Origin of the sequence: Aquipseudomonas ullengensis (assembly GCF_014174475.1) — a bacterium.
Lineage (GTDB): Bacteria > Pseudomonadota > Gammaproteobacteria > Pseudomonadales > Pseudomonadaceae > Aquipseudomonas > Aquipseudomonas ullengensis.
Map to the genome: position 1 here is coordinate 22,090 of NZ_JACJUD010000003.1, position 20,112 is coordinate 42,201.

The 20,112-nt window shown below is 59.4% G+C and carries 30 protein-coding genes; 29 read left to right on the forward strand and 1 reads right to left on the reverse strand.

What is annotated here, in order from left to right:
• Positions 1-14 precede the first annotated feature (14 nt).
• From rplD to katG, 27 genes are all read left to right on the forward strand, one after another.
• Positions 15-617 (forward strand): 50S ribosomal protein L4, encoded by a 603-nt coding sequence (rplD, locus tag H3H51_RS09415; RefSeq protein ID WP_183088805.1) that lies wholly within the window; start codon positions 15-17, stop codon positions 615-617.
• On the forward strand, positions 614-913 hold the full coding sequence (gene rplW, locus H3H51_RS09420; protein WP_160082942.1) for a 50S ribosomal protein L23: 300 nt from the start codon (positions 614-616) through the stop codon (positions 911-913). The genes rplD and rplW overlap by 4 nt, the downstream gene beginning before the upstream one ends.
• Before the next feature lie 14 nt (positions 914-927).
• On the forward strand, positions 928-1,752 hold the full coding sequence (gene rplB, locus H3H51_RS09425; protein WP_183088806.1) for a 50S ribosomal protein L2: 825 nt from the start codon (positions 928-930) through the stop codon (positions 1,750-1,752).
• A 16-nt stretch (positions 1,753-1,768) separates the two neighbouring features.
• Entirely contained in the window at positions 1,769-2,044 is a 276-nt protein-coding gene (gene rpsS / locus H3H51_RS09430) for a 30S ribosomal protein S19 (protein WP_173203038.1), read from the forward strand.
• Between the two features lie 11 nt (positions 2,045-2,055).
• Positions 2,056-2,388 (forward strand): 50S ribosomal protein L22, encoded by a 333-nt coding sequence (gene rplV / locus H3H51_RS09435; protein ID WP_003210077.1) that lies wholly within the window; start codon positions 2,056-2,058, stop codon positions 2,386-2,388.
• Positions 2,389-2,401: 13 nt separating this feature from the next.
• On the forward strand, positions 2,402-3,088 hold the full coding sequence (rpsC, locus tag H3H51_RS09440; RefSeq protein WP_160082938.1) for a 30S ribosomal protein S3: 687 nt from the start codon (positions 2,402-2,404) through the stop codon (positions 3,086-3,088).
• 12 nt (positions 3,089-3,100) lie between these two features.
• A complete protein-coding gene (rplP, locus tag H3H51_RS09445; RefSeq protein ID WP_160082936.1) occupies positions 3,101-3,514 on the forward strand; it encodes a 50S ribosomal protein L16 in 414 nt (137 codons plus the stop codon).
• Complete coding sequence (rpmC, locus tag H3H51_RS09450) at positions 3,514-3,705, forward strand: 50S ribosomal protein L29 (protein WP_160082934.1); 192 nt, start codon at positions 3,514-3,516, stop codon at positions 3,703-3,705. Before rplP ends, rpmC begins: the two co-directional genes overlap by 1 nt.
• Positions 3,706-3,707: 2 nt before the next feature.
• Complete coding sequence (gene rpsQ / locus H3H51_RS09455; protein ID WP_160082932.1) at positions 3,708-3,974, forward strand: 30S ribosomal protein S17; 267 nt, start codon at positions 3,708-3,710, stop codon at positions 3,972-3,974.
• Between the two features lie 23 nt (positions 3,975-3,997).
• Complete coding sequence (gene rplN, locus H3H51_RS09460; protein WP_183088807.1) at positions 3,998-4,366, forward strand: 50S ribosomal protein L14; 369 nt, start codon at positions 3,998-4,000, stop codon at positions 4,364-4,366.
• Between the two features lie 12 nt (positions 4,367-4,378).
• Positions 4,379-4,693, forward strand: a complete 315-nt coding sequence (gene rplX, locus H3H51_RS09465; protein WP_068829019.1) for a 50S ribosomal protein L24 — start codon at positions 4,379-4,381, stop codon at positions 4,691-4,693.
• A 19-nt stretch (positions 4,694-4,712) separates the two neighbouring features.
• Entirely contained in the window at positions 4,713-5,252 is a 540-nt protein-coding gene (rplE, locus tag H3H51_RS09470; protein ID WP_183088808.1) for a 50S ribosomal protein L5, read from the forward strand.
• Positions 5,253-5,266: 14 nt separating this feature from the next.
• Positions 5,267-5,572, forward strand: a complete 306-nt coding sequence (rpsN, locus tag H3H51_RS09475) for a 30S ribosomal protein S14 (protein WP_183088809.1) — start codon at positions 5,267-5,269, stop codon at positions 5,570-5,572.
• A 178-nt stretch (positions 5,573-5,750) separates the two neighbouring features.
• Entirely contained in the window at positions 5,751-6,143 is a 393-nt protein-coding gene (gene rpsH / locus H3H51_RS09480) for a 30S ribosomal protein S8 (protein WP_183088810.1), read from the forward strand.
• 12 nt (positions 6,144-6,155) lie between these two features.
• Positions 6,156-6,689, forward strand: a complete 534-nt coding sequence (gene rplF, locus H3H51_RS09485) for a 50S ribosomal protein L6 (RefSeq protein WP_183088811.1) — start codon at positions 6,156-6,158, stop codon at positions 6,687-6,689.
• 10 nt (positions 6,690-6,699) lie between these two features.
• A complete protein-coding gene (gene rplR / locus H3H51_RS09490; protein WP_183088812.1) occupies positions 6,700-7,050 on the forward strand; it encodes a 50S ribosomal protein L18 in 351 nt (116 codons plus the stop codon).
• Positions 7,051-7,053: 3 nt separating this feature from the next.
• Positions 7,054-7,581, forward strand: a complete 528-nt coding sequence (rpsE, locus tag H3H51_RS09495) for a 30S ribosomal protein S5 (protein ID WP_183088813.1) — start codon at positions 7,054-7,056, stop codon at positions 7,579-7,581.
• A gap of 2 nt (positions 7,582-7,583) precedes the next feature.
• Positions 7,584-7,760 (forward strand): 50S ribosomal protein L30, encoded by a 177-nt coding sequence (gene rpmD / locus H3H51_RS09500; protein WP_003176408.1) that lies wholly within the window; start codon positions 7,584-7,586, stop codon positions 7,758-7,760.
• Between the two features lie 3 nt (positions 7,761-7,763).
• Positions 7,764-8,198 (forward strand): 50S ribosomal protein L15, encoded by a 435-nt coding sequence (gene rplO / locus H3H51_RS09505; protein WP_183088814.1) that lies wholly within the window; start codon positions 7,764-7,766, stop codon positions 8,196-8,198.
• On the forward strand, positions 8,199-9,527 hold the full coding sequence (gene secY / locus H3H51_RS09510; RefSeq protein WP_183088815.1) for a preprotein translocase subunit SecY: 1,329 nt from the start codon (positions 8,199-8,201) through the stop codon (positions 9,525-9,527).
• Between the two features lie 31 nt (positions 9,528-9,558).
• Complete coding sequence (gene rpmJ / locus H3H51_RS09515; protein WP_003281814.1) at positions 9,559-9,675, forward strand: 50S ribosomal protein L36; 117 nt, start codon at positions 9,559-9,561, stop codon at positions 9,673-9,675.
• A 133-nt stretch (positions 9,676-9,808) separates the two neighbouring features.
• A complete protein-coding gene (rpsM, locus tag H3H51_RS09520) occupies positions 9,809-10,165 on the forward strand; it encodes a 30S ribosomal protein S13 (protein ID WP_183088816.1) in 357 nt (118 codons plus the stop codon).
• A 30-nt stretch (positions 10,166-10,195) separates the two neighbouring features.
• Positions 10,196-10,585: a 30S ribosomal protein S11 gene (gene rpsK, locus H3H51_RS09525; protein WP_021702690.1), complete on the forward strand. Its 390-nt coding sequence runs from the start codon at positions 10,196-10,198 to the stop codon at positions 10,583-10,585.
• Between the two features lie 16 nt (positions 10,586-10,601).
• Entirely contained in the window at positions 10,602-11,222 is a 621-nt protein-coding gene (gene rpsD, locus H3H51_RS09530) for a 30S ribosomal protein S4 (RefSeq protein WP_183088817.1), read from the forward strand.
• 22 nt (positions 11,223-11,244) lie between these two features.
• Positions 11,245-12,246: a DNA-directed RNA polymerase subunit alpha gene (locus H3H51_RS09535; RefSeq protein WP_183088818.1), complete on the forward strand. Its 1,002-nt coding sequence runs from the start codon at positions 11,245-11,247 to the stop codon at positions 12,244-12,246.
• Between the two features lie 42 nt (positions 12,247-12,288).
• A complete protein-coding gene (rplQ, locus tag H3H51_RS09540) occupies positions 12,289-12,675 on the forward strand; it encodes a 50S ribosomal protein L17 (RefSeq protein ID WP_183088819.1) in 387 nt (128 codons plus the stop codon).
• A 305-nt stretch (positions 12,676-12,980) separates the two neighbouring features.
• Complete coding sequence (gene katG / locus H3H51_RS09545; RefSeq protein WP_183088820.1) at positions 12,981-15,128, forward strand: catalase/peroxidase HPI; 2,148 nt, start codon at positions 12,981-12,983, stop codon at positions 15,126-15,128.
• A gap of 58 nt (positions 15,129-15,186) precedes the next feature.
• Here the strand turns inward: katG and uvrA are convergent, their stop codons facing one another.
• Positions 15,187-18,021, reverse strand: coding sequence for an excinuclease ABC subunit UvrA (gene uvrA / locus H3H51_RS09550; RefSeq protein ID WP_183088821.1), 2,835 nt, complete (start codon positions 18,019-18,021; stop codon positions 15,187-15,189).
• Between the two features lie 133 nt (positions 18,022-18,154).
• On the opposite strand from uvrA, the gene H3H51_RS09555 reads away from it, so the two are divergent.
• Positions 18,155-19,549, forward strand: a complete 1,395-nt coding sequence (locus tag H3H51_RS09555) for an MFS transporter (RefSeq protein ID WP_183088822.1) — start codon at positions 18,155-18,157, stop codon at positions 19,547-19,549.
• Positions 19,550-19,558: 9 nt separating this feature from the next.
• On the forward strand, positions 19,559-20,059 hold the full coding sequence (locus tag H3H51_RS09560; RefSeq protein WP_183088823.1) for a single-stranded DNA-binding protein: 501 nt from the start codon (positions 19,559-19,561) through the stop codon (positions 20,057-20,059).
• The last annotated feature ends 53 nt before the right edge of the window (positions 20,060-20,112 follow it).

The window sequence follows — 20,112 nt, forward strand, 5'->3', positions numbered from 1 at the left end:
GGGGAGATGCTGAGATGCAATTGAATGTAACTAACGCTCAGGCGATCGAAGTCTCCGAAGCGACCTTCGGTAGCGAATACAACGAGACCCTGGTTCACCAGGCCGTTGTCGCTTACATGGCTGGCGGCCGCCAGGGCAGCAAGCAGCAGAAGACCCGTTCCGACGTGTCCGGTGGTGGCAAGCGTCCGTGGCGTCAGAAGGGCACTGGTCGTGCTCGTGCTGGTACCACTCGTGGTCCGATCTGGCGTGGCGGTGGTGTGACCTTCGCAGCTCGTCCGCAGAACCATGACCAGAAGCTCAACAAGAAGATGTATCGCGCCGCTCTGCGCTCGATCCTCTCCGAGTTGGTCCGTCTGGATCGTCTGGTTGTCGTGGAAGATTTCGCTGTTGATGCACCGAAAACCAAGGTTCTCCTGGACAAGCTGAATGGCATGGGTCTGAACGACGTTCTGATCGTGTCCGATGCTATCGACGAGAATCTGTACCTGGCTGCGCGCAACCTGCCGCACGTCGACGTACGCGACGTTCAAGGTTCCGATCCTGTCAGCCTGATCGCCTACGACAAGGTGCTGGTCACCGTGTCCGCCGTGAAGAAATTCGAGGAGCTGCTGGGATGAACCAGGAACGCGTATTCAAAGTGCTGGTTGGCCCGCATGTCTCCGAGAAAGCCACTGTGCTGGCGGACGGCAAGAGCCAATTCGTTTTCAAGGTTGCCACTGACGCAACCAAGCTGGAAATCAAGAAGGCCGTCGAAAGCCTGTTCAACGTGAAAGTTGCTGCTGTTAATACCGTGAATGTTCTCGGTAAAAGCAAGCGCACCGCTCGCGGCGTGGGCAAGCGTAACGACTGGAAGAAGGCGTACATCGCTCTTCAGCCGGGCCAGGACATCGATTTCGCCAGCAGTGCTGAGTAAGGTAGGGGTGCATCATGGCAATCGTTAAATGCAAACCGACTTCCGCTGGCCGCCGTTTCGTGGTCAAGGTGGTCAATCAGGAGCTGCACAAAGGCGCTCCTTATGCTCCGCTGCTCGAGAAGAAGTCGAAGACTGGCGGCCGTAACAACAACGGTCGTATCACTACTCGTCACATCGGTGGTGGTCACAAGCAGCATTACCGTCTGGTCGACTTCCGTCGCAACGACAAAGATGGCATTCCAGCCACTGTCGAGCGTATCGAATACGATCCGAACCGTACTGCGCACATCGCTCTGCTGAAGTACGCCGACGGTGAGCGTCGCTACATCATCGCGCCGAAGGGCGTGAGTGCTGGCGACCAGCTGATCGCTGGTGCTGCAGCACCGATCAAGGCTGGCAACAGCATGTCGCTGCGTAGCATCCCGGTGGGTTCGACCGTTCACGGTATCGAGCTGAAGCCTGGTAAAGGTGCTCAGATCGCGCGTTCCGCTGGCGCTTCCGCCCAGCTGGTCGCTCGTGAAGGCGCTTATGTCACTCTGCGTCTGCGCTCCGGCGAGATGCGTAAAGTACTGGCTGAATGCCGTGCGACCCTGGGCGAGGTCTCGAACTCCGAGCACAGCCTGCGTTCGCTGGGTAAAGCTGGTGCCAAGCGCTGGCGTGGTGTTCGCCCAACCGTCCGCGGTGTGGCGATGAACCCGGTAGACCACCCACATGGTGGTGGTGAAGGTCGTACCTCTGGTGGCCGTCATCCGGTGTCTCCATGGGGCTTCCCGACTAAGGGCGCGAAGACTCGTGGTAACAAACGCACCGACAACATGATCGTCCGTCGTCGCAAGTAACTAGAGGGATACGACAGTGCCGCGTTCTCTGAAAAAAGGTCCTTTTATCGATCTTCACCTACTGAAGAAGGTCGAAGTGGCGATGGAAAAGAACGATCGCAAGCCGGTTAAAACCTGGTCGCGCCGTTCCATGATCCTGCCGCAAATGGTCGGTCTGACCATCGCTGTACACAACGGTCGCCAACACGTCCCCGTTCTCGTGAACGAAGACATGGTCGGCCATAAACTCGGCGAGTTCGCTGGTACCCGCACATATCGTGGGCACGTGGCTGACAAGAAAGCCAAGCGTTAAGGGGTAAGGAAATGGAAGTAGCCGCTAAGTTGTCGGGCGCTCGAATCTCCGCCCAGAAAGCCCGCTTGGTCGCCGACCAGATCCGCGGGAAGAAGGTGGGCGAAGCGCTCAACCTCCTGGCTTTCAGCAGTAAGAAAGCCGCCGAGATCATCAAGAAAGTGCTGGAGTCGGCCGTAGCCAACGCCGAGCACAACGAAGGCGCAGACGTTGATGACCTGAAGGTCAGCACCGTTTTCGTCAACGAAGGGCGTTCGCTGAAGCGCATCATGCCGCGTGCCAAAGGCCGCGCTGATCGCATCGTCAAGCGGTCTTGCCATATCACTGTCAAGGTTGCGGACAAGTAACGGAGTCGATCAGATGGGTCAGAAAGTACATCCCACTGGCATTCGCCTGGGAATCGTCAAGGAGCACACCTCCGTTTGGTACGCAGACAAGCGTCAATACGCTGATTATCTGTTTGCCGACCTCAAGGTTCGTGAGTACCTCCAAGACAAACTAAAAAGCGCGTCCGTAAGCCGTATCGACATTGCTCGTCCGGCTCAGACTGCACGCATCACCATCCACACCGCTCGTCCCGGCATCGTGATCGGCAAGAAAGGTGAAGATGTTGAGAAGCTGCGTCAGGACCTGACCAAGCAAATGGGTGTGCCTGTGCACATCAACATCGAAGAGATCCGCAAGCCGGAGCTCGACGGTCTGCTCGTAGCGCAAAGCGTTGCTCAGCAGCTGGAGCGTCGTGTGATGTTCCGCCGCGCCATGAAACGTGCCGTACAAAACGCCATGCGTATTGGTGCCAAGGGCATCAAGATCCAGGTGAGCGGTCGTCTTGGCGGTGCAGAAATCGCCCGTACCGAATGGTATCGCGAAGGTCGTGTGCCTCTGCACACCCTGCGTGCCGATATCGATTACGCCACTTACGAAGCGCACACCACCTACGGTGTGATCGGTGTGAAGGTTTGGATCTTCAAAGGTGAGGTCATCGGTGGCCTCAAAGAAGAGCTGAAACCTCAAGCGCCCGCTCCTCGTAAAAAAGCTGCCAAGTAAGGAGTACGCAAAATGCTGCAACCCAAGCGTACAAAATTCCGCAAGCAGATGACTGGCCACAACCGTGGTCTGGCTCAGCGCGGTAGCAAAGTAAGCTTCGGCGAGTTCGCCTTGAAAGCTGTCGCACGCGGTCGTTTGACTGCTCGTCAGATCGAGTCGGCCCGTCGTGCCCTGACTCGTCACGTTAAGCGTGGCGGTAAAATCTGGATCCGCGTATTCCCGGACAAGCCTGTTACCAAAAAGCCCCTCGAAGTTCGTATGGGTAAAGGGAAGGGCGGTGTCGAGTACTGGGTAGCCCAGATTCAGCCGGGCAAGGTGCTCTACGAGATCGAAGGTGTTCCAGAAGAGCTGGCGCGTGAGGCATTCGCCCTGGCTGCTGCAAAGCTGCCCCTCGCCACCTCCTTTGTTAAGCGGACGGTGATGTGATGAAAGCGAATGAACTTCGTGAAAAATCGGTTCAACAGCTGAACGAGCAACTGCTCGGTCTGCTGCGTGACCAGTTCAATCTGCGTATGCAGAAGGCAACGGGTCAGTTGGGGCAGTCTCACCTGCTCTCGCAAGTGAAGCGCGACATTGCTCGCGTGAAGACTGTGCTCACCCAGCAGGCAGGTAAGTAATCATGGCTGAAGCTGAGAAAACCGTCCGCACGCTGACTGGCCGTGTCGTCAGCGATAAAATGGACAAGACCATCACCGTTCTGATCGAGCGCCGTGTTAAGCACCCGATCTACGGTAAATACGTTAAGCGTTCGACCAAACTGCACGCTCACGACGAAACCAATCAGTGCCACATCGGCGACAAGGTCACCATTCGTGAGACCCGTCCGCTGGCCAAGACCAAATCTTGGGCGCTGGTCGAAGTCGTCGAACGTGCCGTGGAAGTCTAAGGACTAGGGGTCGGAGAAATTATATGATTCAGACTCAATCCATGCTCGACGTCGCTGACAACAGCGGTGCTCGTCGCGTTATGTGCATCAAGGTCCTTGGTGGTTCGCACCGTCGCTATGCCGGTATCGGCGACATCATCAAGGTCACCGTAAAGGAAGCAATTCCGCGCGGTAAAGTGAAGAAAGGCCAGGTGATGACCGCTGTTGTGGTCCGCACCCGTCACGGCGTTCGTCGTCCTGATGGCTCGATCATCCGCTTTGATGGCAACGCTGCTGTTCTGCTGAACACCAAGCAAGAGCCGATCGGCACCCGTATCTTCGGGCCAGTGACTCGTGAACTTCGTACTGAGAAGTTCATGAAGATCGTCTCGCTCGCCCCCGAAGTGCTGTAAGGAGAAGCCGTCATGCAAAAGATTCGTCGTGATGACGAGATCATCGTGATCGCCGGCAAAGACAAAGGTAAGCGTGGCAAGGTGCTCAAGGTTCTCGCTGACGACCGTCTGGTCGTTGGTGGGATCAACCTGGTGAAGCGCCATACCAAGCCGAACCCGATGCTGGGTGCTCAAGGCGGTATCGTCGAGAAAGAGGCGCCTCTGCACGTCTCTAACGTTGCCATTTTCAACAGCGAAACCAACAAGGCTGACCGCGTTGGTTTCAAAGTCGAAGACGGCAAGAAAATTCGTGTCTTCAAGTCCACCCAAAAGCCGGTTGGCGCTTGAGAATCATAGGTAAAACACCATGGCACGACTGAAAGAGATTTACCGGAAACAAATCGCGCCCAAGCTGAAAGAAGAGCTTCAGCTGGCCAACGTGATGGAAGTTCCGCGCGTTACCAAGATCACCCTGAACATGGGTATCGGCGAAGCGATCGGTGACAAGAAAATCATCGAGCACGCTGTTGCTGACCTGGAAAAAATCACCGGTCAAAAAGCCGTTGTAACCTTCGCCCGCAAGTCGATTGCAGGCTTCAAGGTTCGCGAGGGCTGGCCGATTGGTGTCAAGGTGACCCTGCGTCGCGATCGTATGTACGAATTCCTGGATCGCCTGCTCGCGATCTCCCTGCCGCGCGTGCGTGACTTCCGCGGCCTGAATGCCAAGTCCTTCGACGGTCGTGGCAACTACAGCATGGGCGTCAAAGAGCAGATCATTTTCCCGGAAATCGATTACGACAAGATCGATGCGCTGCGCGGTCTGGACATCACCCTGACCACCACCGCCCGTACGGATGATGAAGGCCGCGCTCTGCTGCGTGCTTTCAACTTCCCGTTCCGCAACTGATTGGAGTTTGGAACATGGCCAAAATGAGCATGAAAAACCGTGAGCTGAAGCGTCAGCAAACGGTAGCCAAGTACGCCAAAAAGCGTGCCGAGCTGAAAGCTGTTATTGCCAACCCGAACTCCTCTCCGGAGCAGCGTTGGGAAGCCCAGGTCGCCCTGCAAAAGCAACCGCGTGACGCCAGCGCCAGCCGCCTGCGTAACCGTTGCCGCATCACCGGCCGTCCGCACGGCGTGTACCGCAAGTTCGGCCTCGGCCGTAACAAGCTGCGCGAAGCGGCAATGCGTGGTGATGTACCGGGTCTGGTCAAGGCCAGCTGGTAATAAAAGCGAAGCCGGCCTAGTGCCGGCTTTGTCTTTCTATGAATCAAGCCCCTTTTGGGGCTTGATTCATTTCTGATCGGTCTCTAGAATGTCCGGCTCTCCTGAGCCTGGCATTTGCCGAGTTCGTGGATGGTTCCAGCCGAAAGGCTGTTCTTTTTGTTTTAGGAGCATCTAGCCCATGAGTATGCAGGACCCGTTAGCGGACATGCTAACTCGTATCCGTAATGCCCAGATGGCTGAAAAGTCCGTCGTAAGCATGCCGTCTTCCAAGCTGAAGGTGGCTGTAGCCCAGGTTCTGAAGAACGAAGGTTATATTGCGGGTTATCAGATCAGCAGCGACGTCAAGCCGCAGCTGTCCATCGAGCTGAAGTACTTCGAAGGCCGTCCGGTCATCGAGGAAGTGAAGCGCGTGAGTCGTCCTGGTCTGCGCCAGTACAAGCCTGCCGATCAACTGCCGAAAGTTCGTGGCGGTCTCGGTGTGTCTATCGTCTCCACCAACAAAGGTGTGATGACGGATCGCGCTGCACGCGCTGCCGGTGTCGGCGGCGAAGTGCTTTGCACCGTTTTCTAAGGGGGGATAAGCATGTCTCGCGTTGCTAAGAACCCCGTCAAGCTGCCAGCTGGTGTCGAGGTCAAACTCGCCGGCCAACAGCTTTCGGTTAAGGGTGCCAAGGGCGCTCTGGAACTGAATGTACATTCGTCCGTGGAAGTGACCCAGGAATCTGGTGAGCTGCGTTTCGCTGCCCGCAATGGCGATCAGCAAAACCGCGCCATGGCCGGTACCACCCGTGCACTGGTCAATAACATGGTTATTGGCGTAAGTCAGGGCTTCGAGCGCAAGCTTCAGCTGGTCGGCGTAGGCTACAAAGCCCAAGCCAAAGGTACTGTGCTGAACCTCGCTCTCGGCTTCTCGCATCCGGTGGACTACGAACTGCCGCAAGGCATTACCGCTGAGACCCCCAGCCAGACCGATATCCTGATCAAGGGCATCGATAAGCAGTTGGTTGGTCAGGTGGCCGCTGAGATCCGCGACTTCCGTCCGCCAGAGCCTTATAAGGGCAAAGGTGTGCGTTACGCTGACGAAGTCGTCCGTCGTAAAGAAGCTAAGAAGAAGTAGGGCATAGCAAATGAGCGTAAAGAAAGAAACTCGTCTGCGCCGTGCTCGCAAGGCACGCCTGAAAATGCGCGAGCTGGAAACCGTACGCCTGTGTGTGTACCGCTCTTCCCAGCACATCTACGCCCAGGTCATTTCGGCCGACGGCGCCAAGGTCCTGGCAAGCGCCTCGACGTTGGACAAAGAACTGCGTGACGCCGCCACTGGCAACGTCGACGCGGCCAAGAAGGTTGGCCAACTGGTCGCCGAGCGCGCGAAAGCCGCTGGTGTTACCCAGGTTGCGTTCGATCGTTCTGGCTTCAAGTACCACGGCCGTGTGAAAGCGCTGGCTGATGCTGCTCGTGAAGGCGGGCTGGAGTTCTAAGTTATGGCAAATCACGAGCAAAGACGCGATCGCGATAATCGCGACGACAGCCGCGACGAAGGCTACATCGAGAAGCTGGTGCAGGTTAACCGCGTTGCCAAGACCGTCAAAGGCGGCCGTATCTTCACTTTCACCGCGTTGACCGTGGTGGGTGATGGTAAAGGTCGTGTTGGCTTCGGTCGTGGCAAGTCCCGCGAAGTACCTGCTGCCATCCAAAAAGCGATGGAAGCTGCGCGCCGCAACATGATCCAAGTCGACCTGAAGGGTACCACCCTGCAGTACGCGATGAAGGCAGTGCATGGCGCTTCCCACATCTACATGCAGCCTGCTTCTGATGGTACCGGCATCATCGCCGGTGGCGCGATGCGTGCGGTGCTGGAAGTGGCTGGTGTGCAAAACGTTCTGGCCAAGTGCTATGGCTCCACCAATCCGGTGAACGTGGTTCATGCCACTTTCAAAGGCTTGAAGGCCATGCAGTCGCCCCAGTCGATTGCTGCCAAGCGTGGTAAGAGCGTCGAGGAGATTCTCTAATCATGGCTACCGTAAAAGTTACGCTGATCAAGAGCATGACCGGCCGTATCCCTAACCACAAACTGTGCGTGAAGGGTCTGGGTCTGCGTCGTATCGGTCACACTGTAGAAGTCCAGGATACTCCCGAGAATCGCGGGATGATCAACAAGGCTTACTACATGCTGCGCGTCGAGGGTTAATCGATGAAACTCAATGATCTGAGTCCTGCGCCGGGTTCCCGTCGCGAGAAGCATCGTCCGGGTCGTGGTATCGGTAGCGGTTTGGGTAAGACTGGTGGCCGTGGTCACAAAGGTCAAACCTCCCGCTCCGGTGGCACCATCGCTCCGGGTTTTGAGGGTGGTCAACAGCCGTTGCACCGCCGTCTGCCGAAGTTCGGTTTCGTTTCCCTGAAAGCCATGGACCGCGCAGAAGTGCGCACTTCCGAGCTGGCTAAAGTGGAAGGCGATGTCGTTTCTCTGCAGTCGCTCAAGGATGCCAATCTGATCAATCAAAACGTACAGCGTGTGAAAGTCATGCTGTCCGGTGAGGTTGGTCGTGCGGTAACCCTGAAAGGTATCGCTGCCACCAAAGGTGCGCGTGCGGCTATCGAAGCAGCTGGCGGCAAGTTCGAGGACTAAATGGCTAAGCAAGGTGCTCTCTCTGCGCTCAGCAATGGCGGGTTGTCCGAGTTGTGGACTCGGCTGCGTTTTCTGTTCCTGGCGATCATCGTCTATCGGATCGGCGCGCATATTCCGGTGCCCGGAATAAACCCTGACCGGCTGGCCGACCTGTTCCGGCAGAACGAGGGGACCATTCTTAGCCTGTTCAACATGTTTTCCGGCGGCGCGCTGGAGCGTATGAGCATCTTTGCACTGGGGATCATGCCGTACATCTCGGCATCGATCATCATGCAACTGATGACCGTCGTCAGCCCGCAGCTGGAGCAGTTGAAAAAGGAAGGGGAAGCTGGCCGTCGCAAGATCAGCCAGTACACCCGCTACGGCACTTTGATCCTGGCGATCGTTCAGGCCATTGGCATGTCCATTGGTCTGGCTAGCCAGGGTGTCGCGTTCGCAACTGATTTCGGCTTCCACTTCGTGGCAGTGTCGACCTTCGTGGCCGGTGCGATGTTCATGATGTGGCTGGGCGAGCAGATCACCGAGCGCGGTGTCGGTAACGGTATTTCGATGCTGATTTTCTCGGGCATCGTGGCCGGTCTGCCGAGTGCGGTGGGGCAGTCTTTCGAGTCTGCTCGTCAGGGCGATATCAATATCTTCGCTCTGGTCGCCATCGGTCTGTTGGCGGTAGCGATCATCGGTTTCGTGGTGTTCATTGAGCGTGGTCAGCGTCGCATTGCGGTGCACTACGCCAAGCGTCAGCAGGGCCGCAAGGTTTTTGCTGCGCAGACCAGCCACCTGCCGTTGAAGGTGAACATGGCGGGCGTTATCCCGGCCATCTTCGCGAGCAGCATTTTGCTGTTCCCGGCTTCGCTGGGTTCCTGGTTCGGTCAGTCTGAAGGTATGGGCTGGCTGCAGGACATCTCGCAGTCGATCGCTCCCGGTCAGCCGTTGAACATTTTGCTGTTTAGTGCAGGGATCGTTTTCTTCTGCTTCTTCTACACGGCGCTGATGTTCAACCCGAAAGACGTAGCGGAAAACCTGAAGAAGTCCGGTGCCTTTATTCCGGGCATTCGTCCGGGCGAGCAATCGGCACGCTATATCGATGGCGTACTGACTCGCTTGACCATGTTCGGTGCTCTGTACATGACGGCTGTTTGCCTGCTGCCCCAGTTCCTGGTGGTTGCAGCGAACGTACCGTTCTACCTTGGCGGGACCTCGCTGCTGATCGTGGTCGTGGTTGTGATGGACTTTATGGCCCAAGTACAATCGCACCTCGTTTCTCACCAGTACGAATCCCTGATGAAGAAAGCCAACCTGAAGGGCTATGGCAGCGGCATGCTCCGCTGACAGTGTTCCCGTAAGGTTCTAGGAGTTACTGATGAAAGTTCGTGCATCGGTCAAGAAGTTGTGCCGTAACTGCAAGATCATCCGCCGCGACGGTGTCGTGCGCGTGATCTGCAGCGCGGAGCCGCGTCACAAGCAGCGCCAAGGCTGAGTGTGATTTACGCGTAATGAGCCCGGCAGCTAGTGCGCTGCCGGGTTGATTCTTTGTTACTACAGCGTTAATATCGCGCGCCCTATTTCTTGGCTTCCAGGGCGTGGGTAGCTGTCAATTGGAGTTCCACTGAATGGCCCGTATTGCAGGCGTCAACATTCCGGATAACAAGCACACTGTTATCTCGCTGACCTACATCTACGGTGTTGGTCGCACCAAGGCACAGCAAATCTGTGCCACCACCGGCGTTAATCCGGCGGTAAAGATCAAAGATCTCTCTGACGAGCAGATCGAGCAGCTGCGTGGCGAAGTCGCCAAGCTCACCACTGAAGGTGATCTGCGCCGCGAAATCAACATGAAAATCAAGCGTCTGATGGACCTGGGCTGCTATCGCGGTCTGCGTCACCGTCGTGGCCTCCCGGTCCGCGGTCAGCGCACCAAGACCAACGCGCGTACCCGTAAGGGCCCGCGTAAGCCGATCCGCAAGTAATTGCGCCCGCGAATCGACAGGAAATAAGTCATGGCTAAGCCTGCTGCTCGTACTCGTAAGAAAGTCAAAAAGACAGTTGTGGATGGCATCGCCCATATCCATGCGTCTTTCAACAACACCATCGTGACCATTACCGACCGTCAAGGTAACGCCCTGTCCTGGGCTACCTCCGGTGGTTCCGGTTTCCGCGGCTCCCGTAAGTCCACCCCGTTCGCTGCCCAGGTGGCTGCTGAGCGTGCTGGTCAAGCAGCCCTGGAATACGGCCTGAAGAACCTCGACGTCAACGTCAAGGGTCCAGGTCCTGGTCGCGAATCCGCTGTGCGCGCTCTGAACGCCTGCGGCTACAAAATCGCCAGCATCACCGACGTGACGCCAATCCCGCATAACGGGTGCCGTCCGCCGAAGAAGCGTCGCGTGTAATAGGAGACAGTGAAGAATGGCTCGTTACATTGGTCCCAAATGCAAACTGTCTCGCCGTGAAGGCACCGACCTCTTCCTGAAGAGCGGCGTGCGCGCGCTTGAATCGAAGTGCAACATCGAAGCGGCTCCTGGCCAGCACGGCGCTCGCCGTGGTCGTCAGTCCGACTACGGTACCCAGCTGCGTGAAAAGCAAAAAGTTCGCCGTATCTACGGTGTTCTGGAGCGTCAGTTCAGCGGTTACTACAAACTGGCTGCCAGCCGTAAAGGCGCTACCGGCGAAAACCTCCTGCAACTGCTCGAGTGCCGTCTGGATAACGTGATTTACCGTATGGGCTTTGGTGCTACCCGCGCTGAATCCCGTCAGCTGGTATCGCACAAAGCGATCACCGTGAACGGTTCGACCGTGAACGTCCCGTCCTACCAGGTTAAAGCTGGTGACGTCGTGGCAGTTCGCGAAAAGGCTAAGAACCAGCTGCGCATCGTGCAAGCTCTCGAGCTGTGCGCCCAGCGCGGTCGCGTTGAGTGGGTTGACGTGGACACTGAGAAGAAATCGGGCGTGTTCAAAAACGTTCCGGCTCGCAGCGACCTGTCCGCCGACATCAACGAAAGCCTGATTGTCGAGCTCTACTCCAAGTAAGGGCTAGAAAATAGGTGCATCCATGCAGATTTCGGTAAATGAGTTCCTGACCCCCCGCCACATTGATGTGCAGGTGGTCAGTTCGACCCGCGCCAAGATCACTCTCGAGCCTCTCGAGCGTGGCTTTGGCCATACCCTGGGCAACGCGCTGCGTCGCATCCTGTTGTCCTCCATGCCTGGCTGTGCAGTAGTCGAGGCCGAGATTGACGGTGTACTCCACGAGTACAGCGCCATCGAAGGTGTGCAGGAAGATGTGATTGAGATCCTGCTCAACCTGAAAGGCCTGGCCATCAAGCTGCACGGTCGTGACGAAGTCACCCTGACTCTGGCCAAGAAGGGCTCGGGTGTGGTCACCGCTGCCGATATTCAGCTGGATCACGATGTCGAGATCGTCAATGGCGATCACGTTATCGCCAACCTGGCGGAAAACGGCGCTCTGAACATGCGACTCACCGTGCGTCGTGGCCGTGGCTACGAGCCGGCTGATGCCCGTCAGAGCGATGAAGACGAGAGCCGTAGCATCGGTCGTCTGCAGCTGGACTCTTCGTTCAGCCCGGTTCGCCGGATTGCATACGTGGTTGAAAACGCCCGCGTTGAGCAGCGTACCAACCTGGACAAGCTGGTCATTGACCTGGAAACCAACGGCACCCTGGATCCTGAAGAGGCTATCCGTCGTGCCGCGACCATCCTCCAGCACCAACTGGCGGCCTTCGTAGATCTGAAGGGCGACAGCGAGCCGGTGGTAGTCGAGCAGGAAGACGAGATCGATCCGATCCTGCTGCGTCCGGTTGACGACCTTGAACTGACCGTTCGTTCGGCCAACTGCCTGAAGGCGGAGAACATTTACTACATCGGCGACCTGATCCAGCGTACCGAAGTAGAACTGTTGAAAACTCCTAACCTGGGCAAGAAGTCGCTCACCGAGATTAAGGACGTACTGGCCTCCCGTGGCCTGTCCCTCGGTATGCGTCTCGACAACTGGCCGCCGGCAAGCCTGAAAAAAGACGATAAGGCGACTGCCTGATCGTCACGATCACCGAACTTGAAGTTTGGTAAGGAATGAACCATGCGTCATCGTAAAAGTGGCCGTCACCTCAGCCGCACCAGCGCTCACCGCAAGGCCATGTTCCAGAACATGGCGGTTTCGCTGTTCGAGCACGAGCTGATCAAAACTACTCTGCCGAAAGCCAAAGAACTGCGCCGCGTTGCCGAGCCGCTGATCACCCTGGCTAAGGAAGACAGCGTTGCTAACCGTCGTCTCGCCTTCGACCGTACTCGTTCGAAAGCTATCGTCGGTAAACTGTTCAACGATCTGGGCAAGCGCTACGCCACCCGTCAGGGCGGTTACCTGCGTATCCTCAAGTGCGGTTTCCGCGCTGGCGACAATGCTCCGATGGCTTATGTTGAGCTGGTCGACCGTCCGGTCGGCGGCGCAGCAGTCGAAGCTGAGTAAGACTTAACCGTCTACGAAGAACCGGGCCTAGTGCCCGGTTTTTTGTTTTTGGGTTTTAACGATTTCAGGCTGTGCGGCGAGGGGGTAGTACCGGGTACCTGTAGGGCGCGCTGAGTGCCTGGTTGGGCGGCCTACGCTGCGCTCTTGCTGATGAATTACGCTTGGGGCTGCGGGCTTCTGTAAAAGATAAAAACTATCGCGGCATTGTCTTTCATATATTGGTTCTTTCAGAAATCCGGGTCTAGTCTTGTTCCATCGTCGGCCGCAGTCGATGGGACCGACCTGATGAGGAGAAGGAGAGAACAATGTCGAACCAAGGTAAATGCCCGTTCCATCATGTCGCCGGCGGCGGCACTACCAACAAGGATTGGTGGCCCAATCAGCTGCGTGTAGATCTGCTCAACCAGCACTCGGCAAAGTCCAACCCGCTGGGTGAGGCGTTCAATTACGCCGAGGAATTCAAGAAGCTCGACTACAAGGCTCTCAAGGCCGATCTGGTCAAGCTCATGACCGATAGCCAGGACTGGTGGCCCGCCGACTTCGGCCACTACGGTCCGCAGATGATCCGCATGGCCTGGCATGCGGCTGGCACCTACCGCACCGTTGATGGTCGTGGCGGCGGCGGGCGTGGCCAGCAACGCTTTGCGCCACTGAACTCCTGGCCGGACAACGTCAACATTGATAAGTCGCGCCGCTTGCTGTGGCCGATCAAGCAGAAGTACGGGCAAAAAATTTCCTGGGCTGACCTGTTCATCCTCACGGGCAACGTCGCGCTGGAGTCGATGGGGTTCCGCACCTTCGGCTTTGCTGGCGGCCGCGCGGACGTGTGGGAACCGGACATGGACGTGAACTGGGGCGCCGAGACCCAATGGCTGGGCACTGACAAGCGCTTCCATGATGACCGTGAGCTGGACAACAACCTCGCCGCCACCCACATGGGGCTGATCTACGTGAACCCGGAGGGGCCGAACGCCAGTGGTGATTATCTCGCCGCGGCCAAGGACATCCGCGCCACGTTTAGCCGCATGGCGATGGATGATGAGGAGATTGTTGCCCTGATTGCCGGTGGTCACACCTTCGGCAAGGCCCACGGCGCTGCACCGGAGTCGCACAAGGGAGCCGAGCCCGAAGGCGCATCCATCGAGGCCCAGGGCTTGGGCTGGAACAGCAACTTCGGCAGCGGCCACGGCAAGGACACCGTTTCCAGTGGTCTCGAAGTGACCTGGACGAAGACGCCTGCGTTGTGGAGCAACAACTTCTTCGAGAACCTGTTCAAGTTCGAATGGGAGCTGACCGCCTCGCCGGCCGGCGCCAAGCAATGGACTGCCAAGGATGCGCCGGAGATCATTCCCGATGCGCATATCCCGGGTAAATTCCATAAGCCCACCATGCTGACCACCGACCTGACGCTGCGCTTCGATCCGGAGTTCGGCAAAATCTCCAAGCGTTTCTTCGAAGACCCGCAGGCGTTCGCCGAAGCCTTTGCTCGCGCCTGGTACAAGCTGACCCACCGCGACATGGGGCCGATTGCACGCTACCTTGGCCCTGAAGTGCCGAAGGAAGAGCTGATCTGGCAAGACCCGTTGCCAGCCGCTACCCACAATCCGTCGGCGGCCGATATTGCCGACATCAAGACCAAGATCGCCGCATCGGGTCTGTCGGTCAGTGAGTTGGTGTCTGTGGCTTGGGCTTCGGCCTCGACCTTCCGTGGTGGCGACAAGCGCGGTGGCGCCAACGGTGCGCGCCTGGCCCTGGCTCCGCAGAAGGACTGGGAGGTCAACAGGATCGCTGTCCAGGCCCTGCCCAAACTGGTCGAGATCCAGCAAGCGTCAGGCAAGGCCTCGTTGGCCGATGTGATCGTGCTGGCCGGTAGCGTCGGTATCGAGCTGGCGGCCAAGGCGGCAGGCGTTGCGGTCGAGGTGCCGTTCGCGGCGGGACGTGTCGATGCCACGCAAGAGCAGACCGATGTCGAATCGTTCGCTGTGCTCGAGCCCCTGGCCGATGGCTTCCGTAACTACAGGAAGGGCTATGTCGGTGCAGCCACCGAAGCGCTGCTGGTCGACCGTGCGCAGTTGCTGACTCTCACGGCGCCTGAGCTGACCGCGTTGGTTGGTGGTTTGCGTGTGCTCGGTGCCAACGCAGACGGCAGCAAGCATGGCGTGTTCAGCGAGCAGGAGGGCGTGCTCAGCAACCTCTTCTTCGTCAACCTGCTGGACATGAGTACGGAGTGGAAAGCGGTAGATGCCGAGGCCGAGGTGTTCGAGGGGCGGGATCGCAAGACCGGCCAGTTGAAGTACACCGGCACTCGCAGCGACCTGATCTTCGGTTCCAACTCGGTGCTGCGTGCCTATGCCGAGGTGTATGCCAGTGCCGACGGCCAGCAGAAGTTCGTCGCCGACTTCGTCGCCGCCTGGGTCAAGGTGATGAACCTGGATCGCTTCGATCTGGCGTGAGTCTCCGGCAATAAAAAAGCCCCGCAGATGCGGGGCTTTTTCATGTCTGGACGGACCCTTAACTGCGATCACGTTCCAGCAGCGGCTTAAGGAAGTAGCCAGTATGCGACTGCGGCATGTCGGCGACCTCTTCCGGGGTGCCGGTGGCGATGATCATGCCGCCCTTGGAGCCACCCTCGGGGCCGAGGTCGATCAGCCAGTCGGCGGTCTTGATCACATCCAGATTGTGCTCGATCACCACCACGGTGTTGCCGTGGTCGCGCAGGCGGTGCAGTACGTCGAGGAGTTGCTGGATATCGGCGAAGTGCAGGCCGGTGGTCGGCTCGTCGAGGATGTACAAGGTCTTGCCGGTGTCGCGCTTGGACAATTCGCGGCTCAGCTTGACCCGTTGCGCCTCACCGCCGGAGAGGGTGGTCGCCGACTGCCCTAGCTTGATGTAGGACAGGCCGACATCCATCAGCGTCTGCAGCTTGCGCGCCAGCGCCGGCACCGCGTCGAAGAACTCGCGCGCTTCCTCGATGGTCATGTCCAGCACTTCGGTGATGTTCTTGCCCTTGTACTTCACTTCCAGGGTTTCGCGGTTGTAGCGCTTGCTCTTGCACACGTCGCAGGGCACGTAGATGTCCGGCAGGAAGTGCATTTCCACCTTGATCAGGCCGTCGCCCTGGCAGGCCTCGCAACGGCCGCCCTTGACGTTGAAGGAGAAGCGTCCGGCGCCGTAACCGCGCGAGCGCGACTCGGGCACACCGGCGAACAGCTCGCGGATCGGGGTGAACAGGCCGGTGTAGGTCGCTGGGTTGGAGCGCGGCGTACGGCCGATCGGGCTCTGGTCGATGTCGACCACCTTGTCCAGGTGCTGCAAGCCGTCGATGCTGTCGTGCACGGCGGCTTCCAGAGTGGTCGCGCCGTTCAGGGCGGTGGCGGCCAGCGGGAACAGGGTGTTGTTGATCAGCGTCGATTTGCCTGAGCCGGACACGCCGGTCACGCAGGTGAGCAGGCCGATCGGGATATCCAGGTCGACGTTGCGCAGGTTGTTGCCGCGTGCGCCTTTGATCTTCAGCGACAGCTTCTTGTTGCGCGGCGTGCGCTGGGCCGGGTAGCGGATCTTCTCGCGCCCGGACAGGTATTTGCCGGTCAGCGAATCCGGGTGGGCCATGACCTCGGCGGCGGTGCCCTCGGCGACGATGCGTCCGCCGTGCACGCCGGCGCCCGGACCGATGTCGACCACGTAGTCGGCCATGCGGATGGCGTCCTCGTCGTGCTCGACCACGATCACCGTGTTACCGATGTCGCGCAGGTGGCGCAGGGTGCCGAGCAGGCGCTCGTTGTCGCGCTGGTGCAGGCCGATCGAGGGTTCGTCGAGGATGTACATGACGCCGACCAGGCCGGCACCGATCTGGCTGGCCAGGCGGATGCGCTGCGCTTCGCCACCGGACAGGGTGTCGGCGCTGCGGTCCAGGGTCAGGTAATCAAGGCCGACGTTGACCAGGAACTGCAGGCGTTCGCGGATTTCCTTGAGGATCTTGTCGGCGATCTCGCCACGCCGACCGGTCAGGCTCAGGCCGCCGAAGTAGTCGGTGGCATCGCCAATCGGCAGGCTGGTGACGGCCGGCAGGGTCTTGTCGCCGACCCACACATGGCGTGCTTCACGGCGCAGGCGCGTGCCACGGCAATCTTGGCAGGCCTGGGTGCTGAGGAACTTGGCCAGTTCCTCGCGCACGGTGGTTGATTCGGTTTCGCGGTAGCGCCGCTCCAGGTTCGGCACGATGCCTTCGAACGGGTGGGCGCGTTTGACGATGTCGCCACGGTCGTTGAGGTAGCGGAATTCGACGTTGTCCTTGCCGCTGCCATGCAGGATCGCCTGGCGATTCTCCTGGCTGAGTTCCTCGAAGGGGATTTCCAGGCTGAAGCCGTAGTGTGCGGCCAGCGAGCCGAGCATCTGGAAGTAATAGACGTTGCGTCGATCCCAGCCGCGGATTGCGCCTTCGGCCAGGGTCAGCTCGGCGTTGACCAGGCGGCGGGTGTCGAAGAACTGCTTCACGCCCAGGCCGTCGCAGGTCGGGCAGGCGCCGGCGGGGTTGTTGAAGGAGAACAGCTTGGGTTCCAGCTCGCTGATCGAGTGGCCGCAATGTGGGCAGGCGAAGCGGGCGGAGAAGATGGTTTCCTCGCCTTCTTCATCATCCATGGGGGCGACCAGGGCGATGCCATCGGCCAGCTTGAGTGCGGTCTCGAAGGATTCGGCCAGACGCTGCTGCAGGTCTTCGCGAACCTTGAAGCGGTCCACCACCACATCGATGCTGTGTTTCTTCTGCTTGTCGAGCTTGGGCAGCTCGTCCATCTCGTACAGCTTGCCGTTGATCCGCACGCGGACGAAGCCCTGTGCACGCAGCTCCTCGAATACCGACAGGTGCTCACCCTTGCGCTCGCGGATTACCGGCGCCAGCAGCATCAGCTTGCGGCCTTCCGGCTGGGCCAGCACCTGGTCGACCATCTGGCTGACGGTCTGTGCTTCCAGCGGTACATCGTGGTCGGGGCAGCGCGGAATGCCGACGCGGGCGTAGAGCAGGCGCAGGTAGTCGTAGATCTCGGTGATGGTGCCGACGGTCGAGCGCGGGTTGTGCGAGGTGGACTTCTGCTCGATGGAGATCGCCGGCGACAGGCCTTCGATGGTGTCGACATCGGGCTTTTCCATCATCGATAGGAACTGCCGGGCGTAGGCCGACAGCGACTCGACGTAGCGGCGCTGACCCTCGGCGTAGAGCGTGTCGAAGGCCAGCGATGACTTGCCGGAACCGGACAGGCCGGTGATCACGATCAGCTTGTCGCGCGGCAGGGTCAGGTCGATGTTTTTCAGGTTATGGGTACGTGCACCACGAATCAGAATCTTATCCACGAACAGCAGCCTCGTTTGGCGCCCGGAAACCGCGAAGTATACGGCTCCGGGCTACCGCGCGGCAAAGCGTCACGCCTGTGCCGGACGGGCTGCGGCTGGTAGAATCGCCGCCTCGTTTTCATGGGGTGTTGCAATGCACGATCCGCACAGCGAGCGCATGAGCGCCAGTGAGACCCGCGCCGCAGGTGGCCTGGCCCTGGTGTTCGCCTTCCGCATGTTGGGCATGTTCATGGTGCTGCCGGTGTTGGCCACCTACGGGATGGACCTGGCGGGCGCCACGCCGGCGCTGATCGGCCTGGCCATTGGTGCCTACGGCCTGACCCAGGCCGTGCTGCAGATCCCTTTCGGTATCCTCTCCGACCGCATCGGCCGCCTGCCGATCATCTACGTCGGCCTGCTGATCTTCGCCGCCGGTGCGGTGCTGGCGGCCAATGCCGACTCGATCTGGGGCGTGATCGCTGGCCGCGTGCTGCAGGGCGCCGGGGCGATCTCCGCTGCGGTGATGGCGCTGCTCTCCGACCTCACCCGCGAACAGCACCGGACCAAGGCCATGGCCATGATCGGCATGAGCATCGGCCTGTCCTTCGCCGTGGCCATGGTGGTCGGCCCGCTGCTGACCCGCGCCTACGGCCTGTCCGGGTTGTTCTGGGTCACCGCCGGCATGGCGCTGCTGGGCATCTTGATCATCGCCCTGCTGGTGCCGAAGGCGTCGCGCACCTTGGCCCATCGCGAATCCAACGTGGCGCGCCAGGCGCTGGGTGCGACGCTGCGCAACCCTGAGTTGCTGCGCCTGAATATCGGCATTCTGGTGCTGCACGCGATCCTCATGGCCAGCTTCGTCGCCTTGCCGCTGGCGCTGGTGGACGAGGGTGCGCTGCCCAAGGAAGAGCACTGGTGGGTCTACCTGAGTGCCTTGCTGATCGGCTTCTTCGGCATGGTGCCGTTCATCATCTATGCCGAGAAAAAGCGCCGCATGAAGCGCGTGCTCAGCGGTGCGGTATTGGTGCTGCTGCTGTGCGAGCTGTTCTTCTGGTTGTTCGGCCACAGCCTGCATGCGCTGGTGGCGGGCATCGTGGTGTTCTTCACCGCGTTCAACCTGCTCGAAGCCTCGCTGCCATCGCTGGTCAGCAAGGTCGCGCCGGCCGGCGGCAAGGGCACGGCGATGGGCGTGTACTCCACCAGCCAGTTCCTCGGCGCGGCGCTGGGCGGCATTCTCGGGGGCTGGTTGTACCAGCATGGCGGGCTCGGGCTGGTGTTCGTCGGCTGTGCACTGCTGGGGGTTATTTGGCTGCTGGCAGCTGCTACTATGCGCGAGCCGCCTTATGTGACCAGTTTGCGCCGCCCGCTCGTAGCAGCTGCGCTGGCGGATCGTGGACTGGTAGGTCGCATCCTCGCAGTACCCGGTGTCAGTGATGCCGTGGTGGTCGCCGAGGAGACCGCGTTGTACATCAAAGTGGACACCCAACAATTGGACCGCGAGTTGCTCGAGCGTGTGCTCGAAGATGCCGCGGATACGCATTCAGCTTAGGAGAACGAAATGGCCCGTGGGGTTAACAAAGTCATTCTGATCGGCAACGTCGGCGGCGATCCGGAAACCCGCTATCTACCCAATGGCAACGCGGTGACCAACATCACCCTCGCCACTACCGATAGCTGGAAAGACAAGCAAACCGGTCAGCAGCAGGACCGTACCGAATGGCACCGTGTGGTGTTCTTCGGCAAGCTGGCGGAAATCGCCGGTGAATACCTGCGCAAGGGCGGCCAGTGCTACATCGAAGGTCGTCTGCAGACCCGCGAGTGGGAAAAAGACGGCGTCAAGCGCTACACCACCGAGATCGTGGTCGACATGAACGGCACCCTGCAACTGCTCGGCGGCCGTGGCAACAACAGCGAAGGCGGCGGTGAATACGCCCCGCGCCAGCAGCAGTCGCGCCCGGCACCGCAACAGTCCGCCCCGCAGCAGCGTCCGGCACCGCAACCGGCCGCCCAGCAGCCGGCTGCCGACTACGACAGCTTCGACGACGACATCCCGTTCTGATCGAAGATTGTCCGGCGGTAAAGAAAAGGCCCGTAGCGCATGCTACGGGCCTT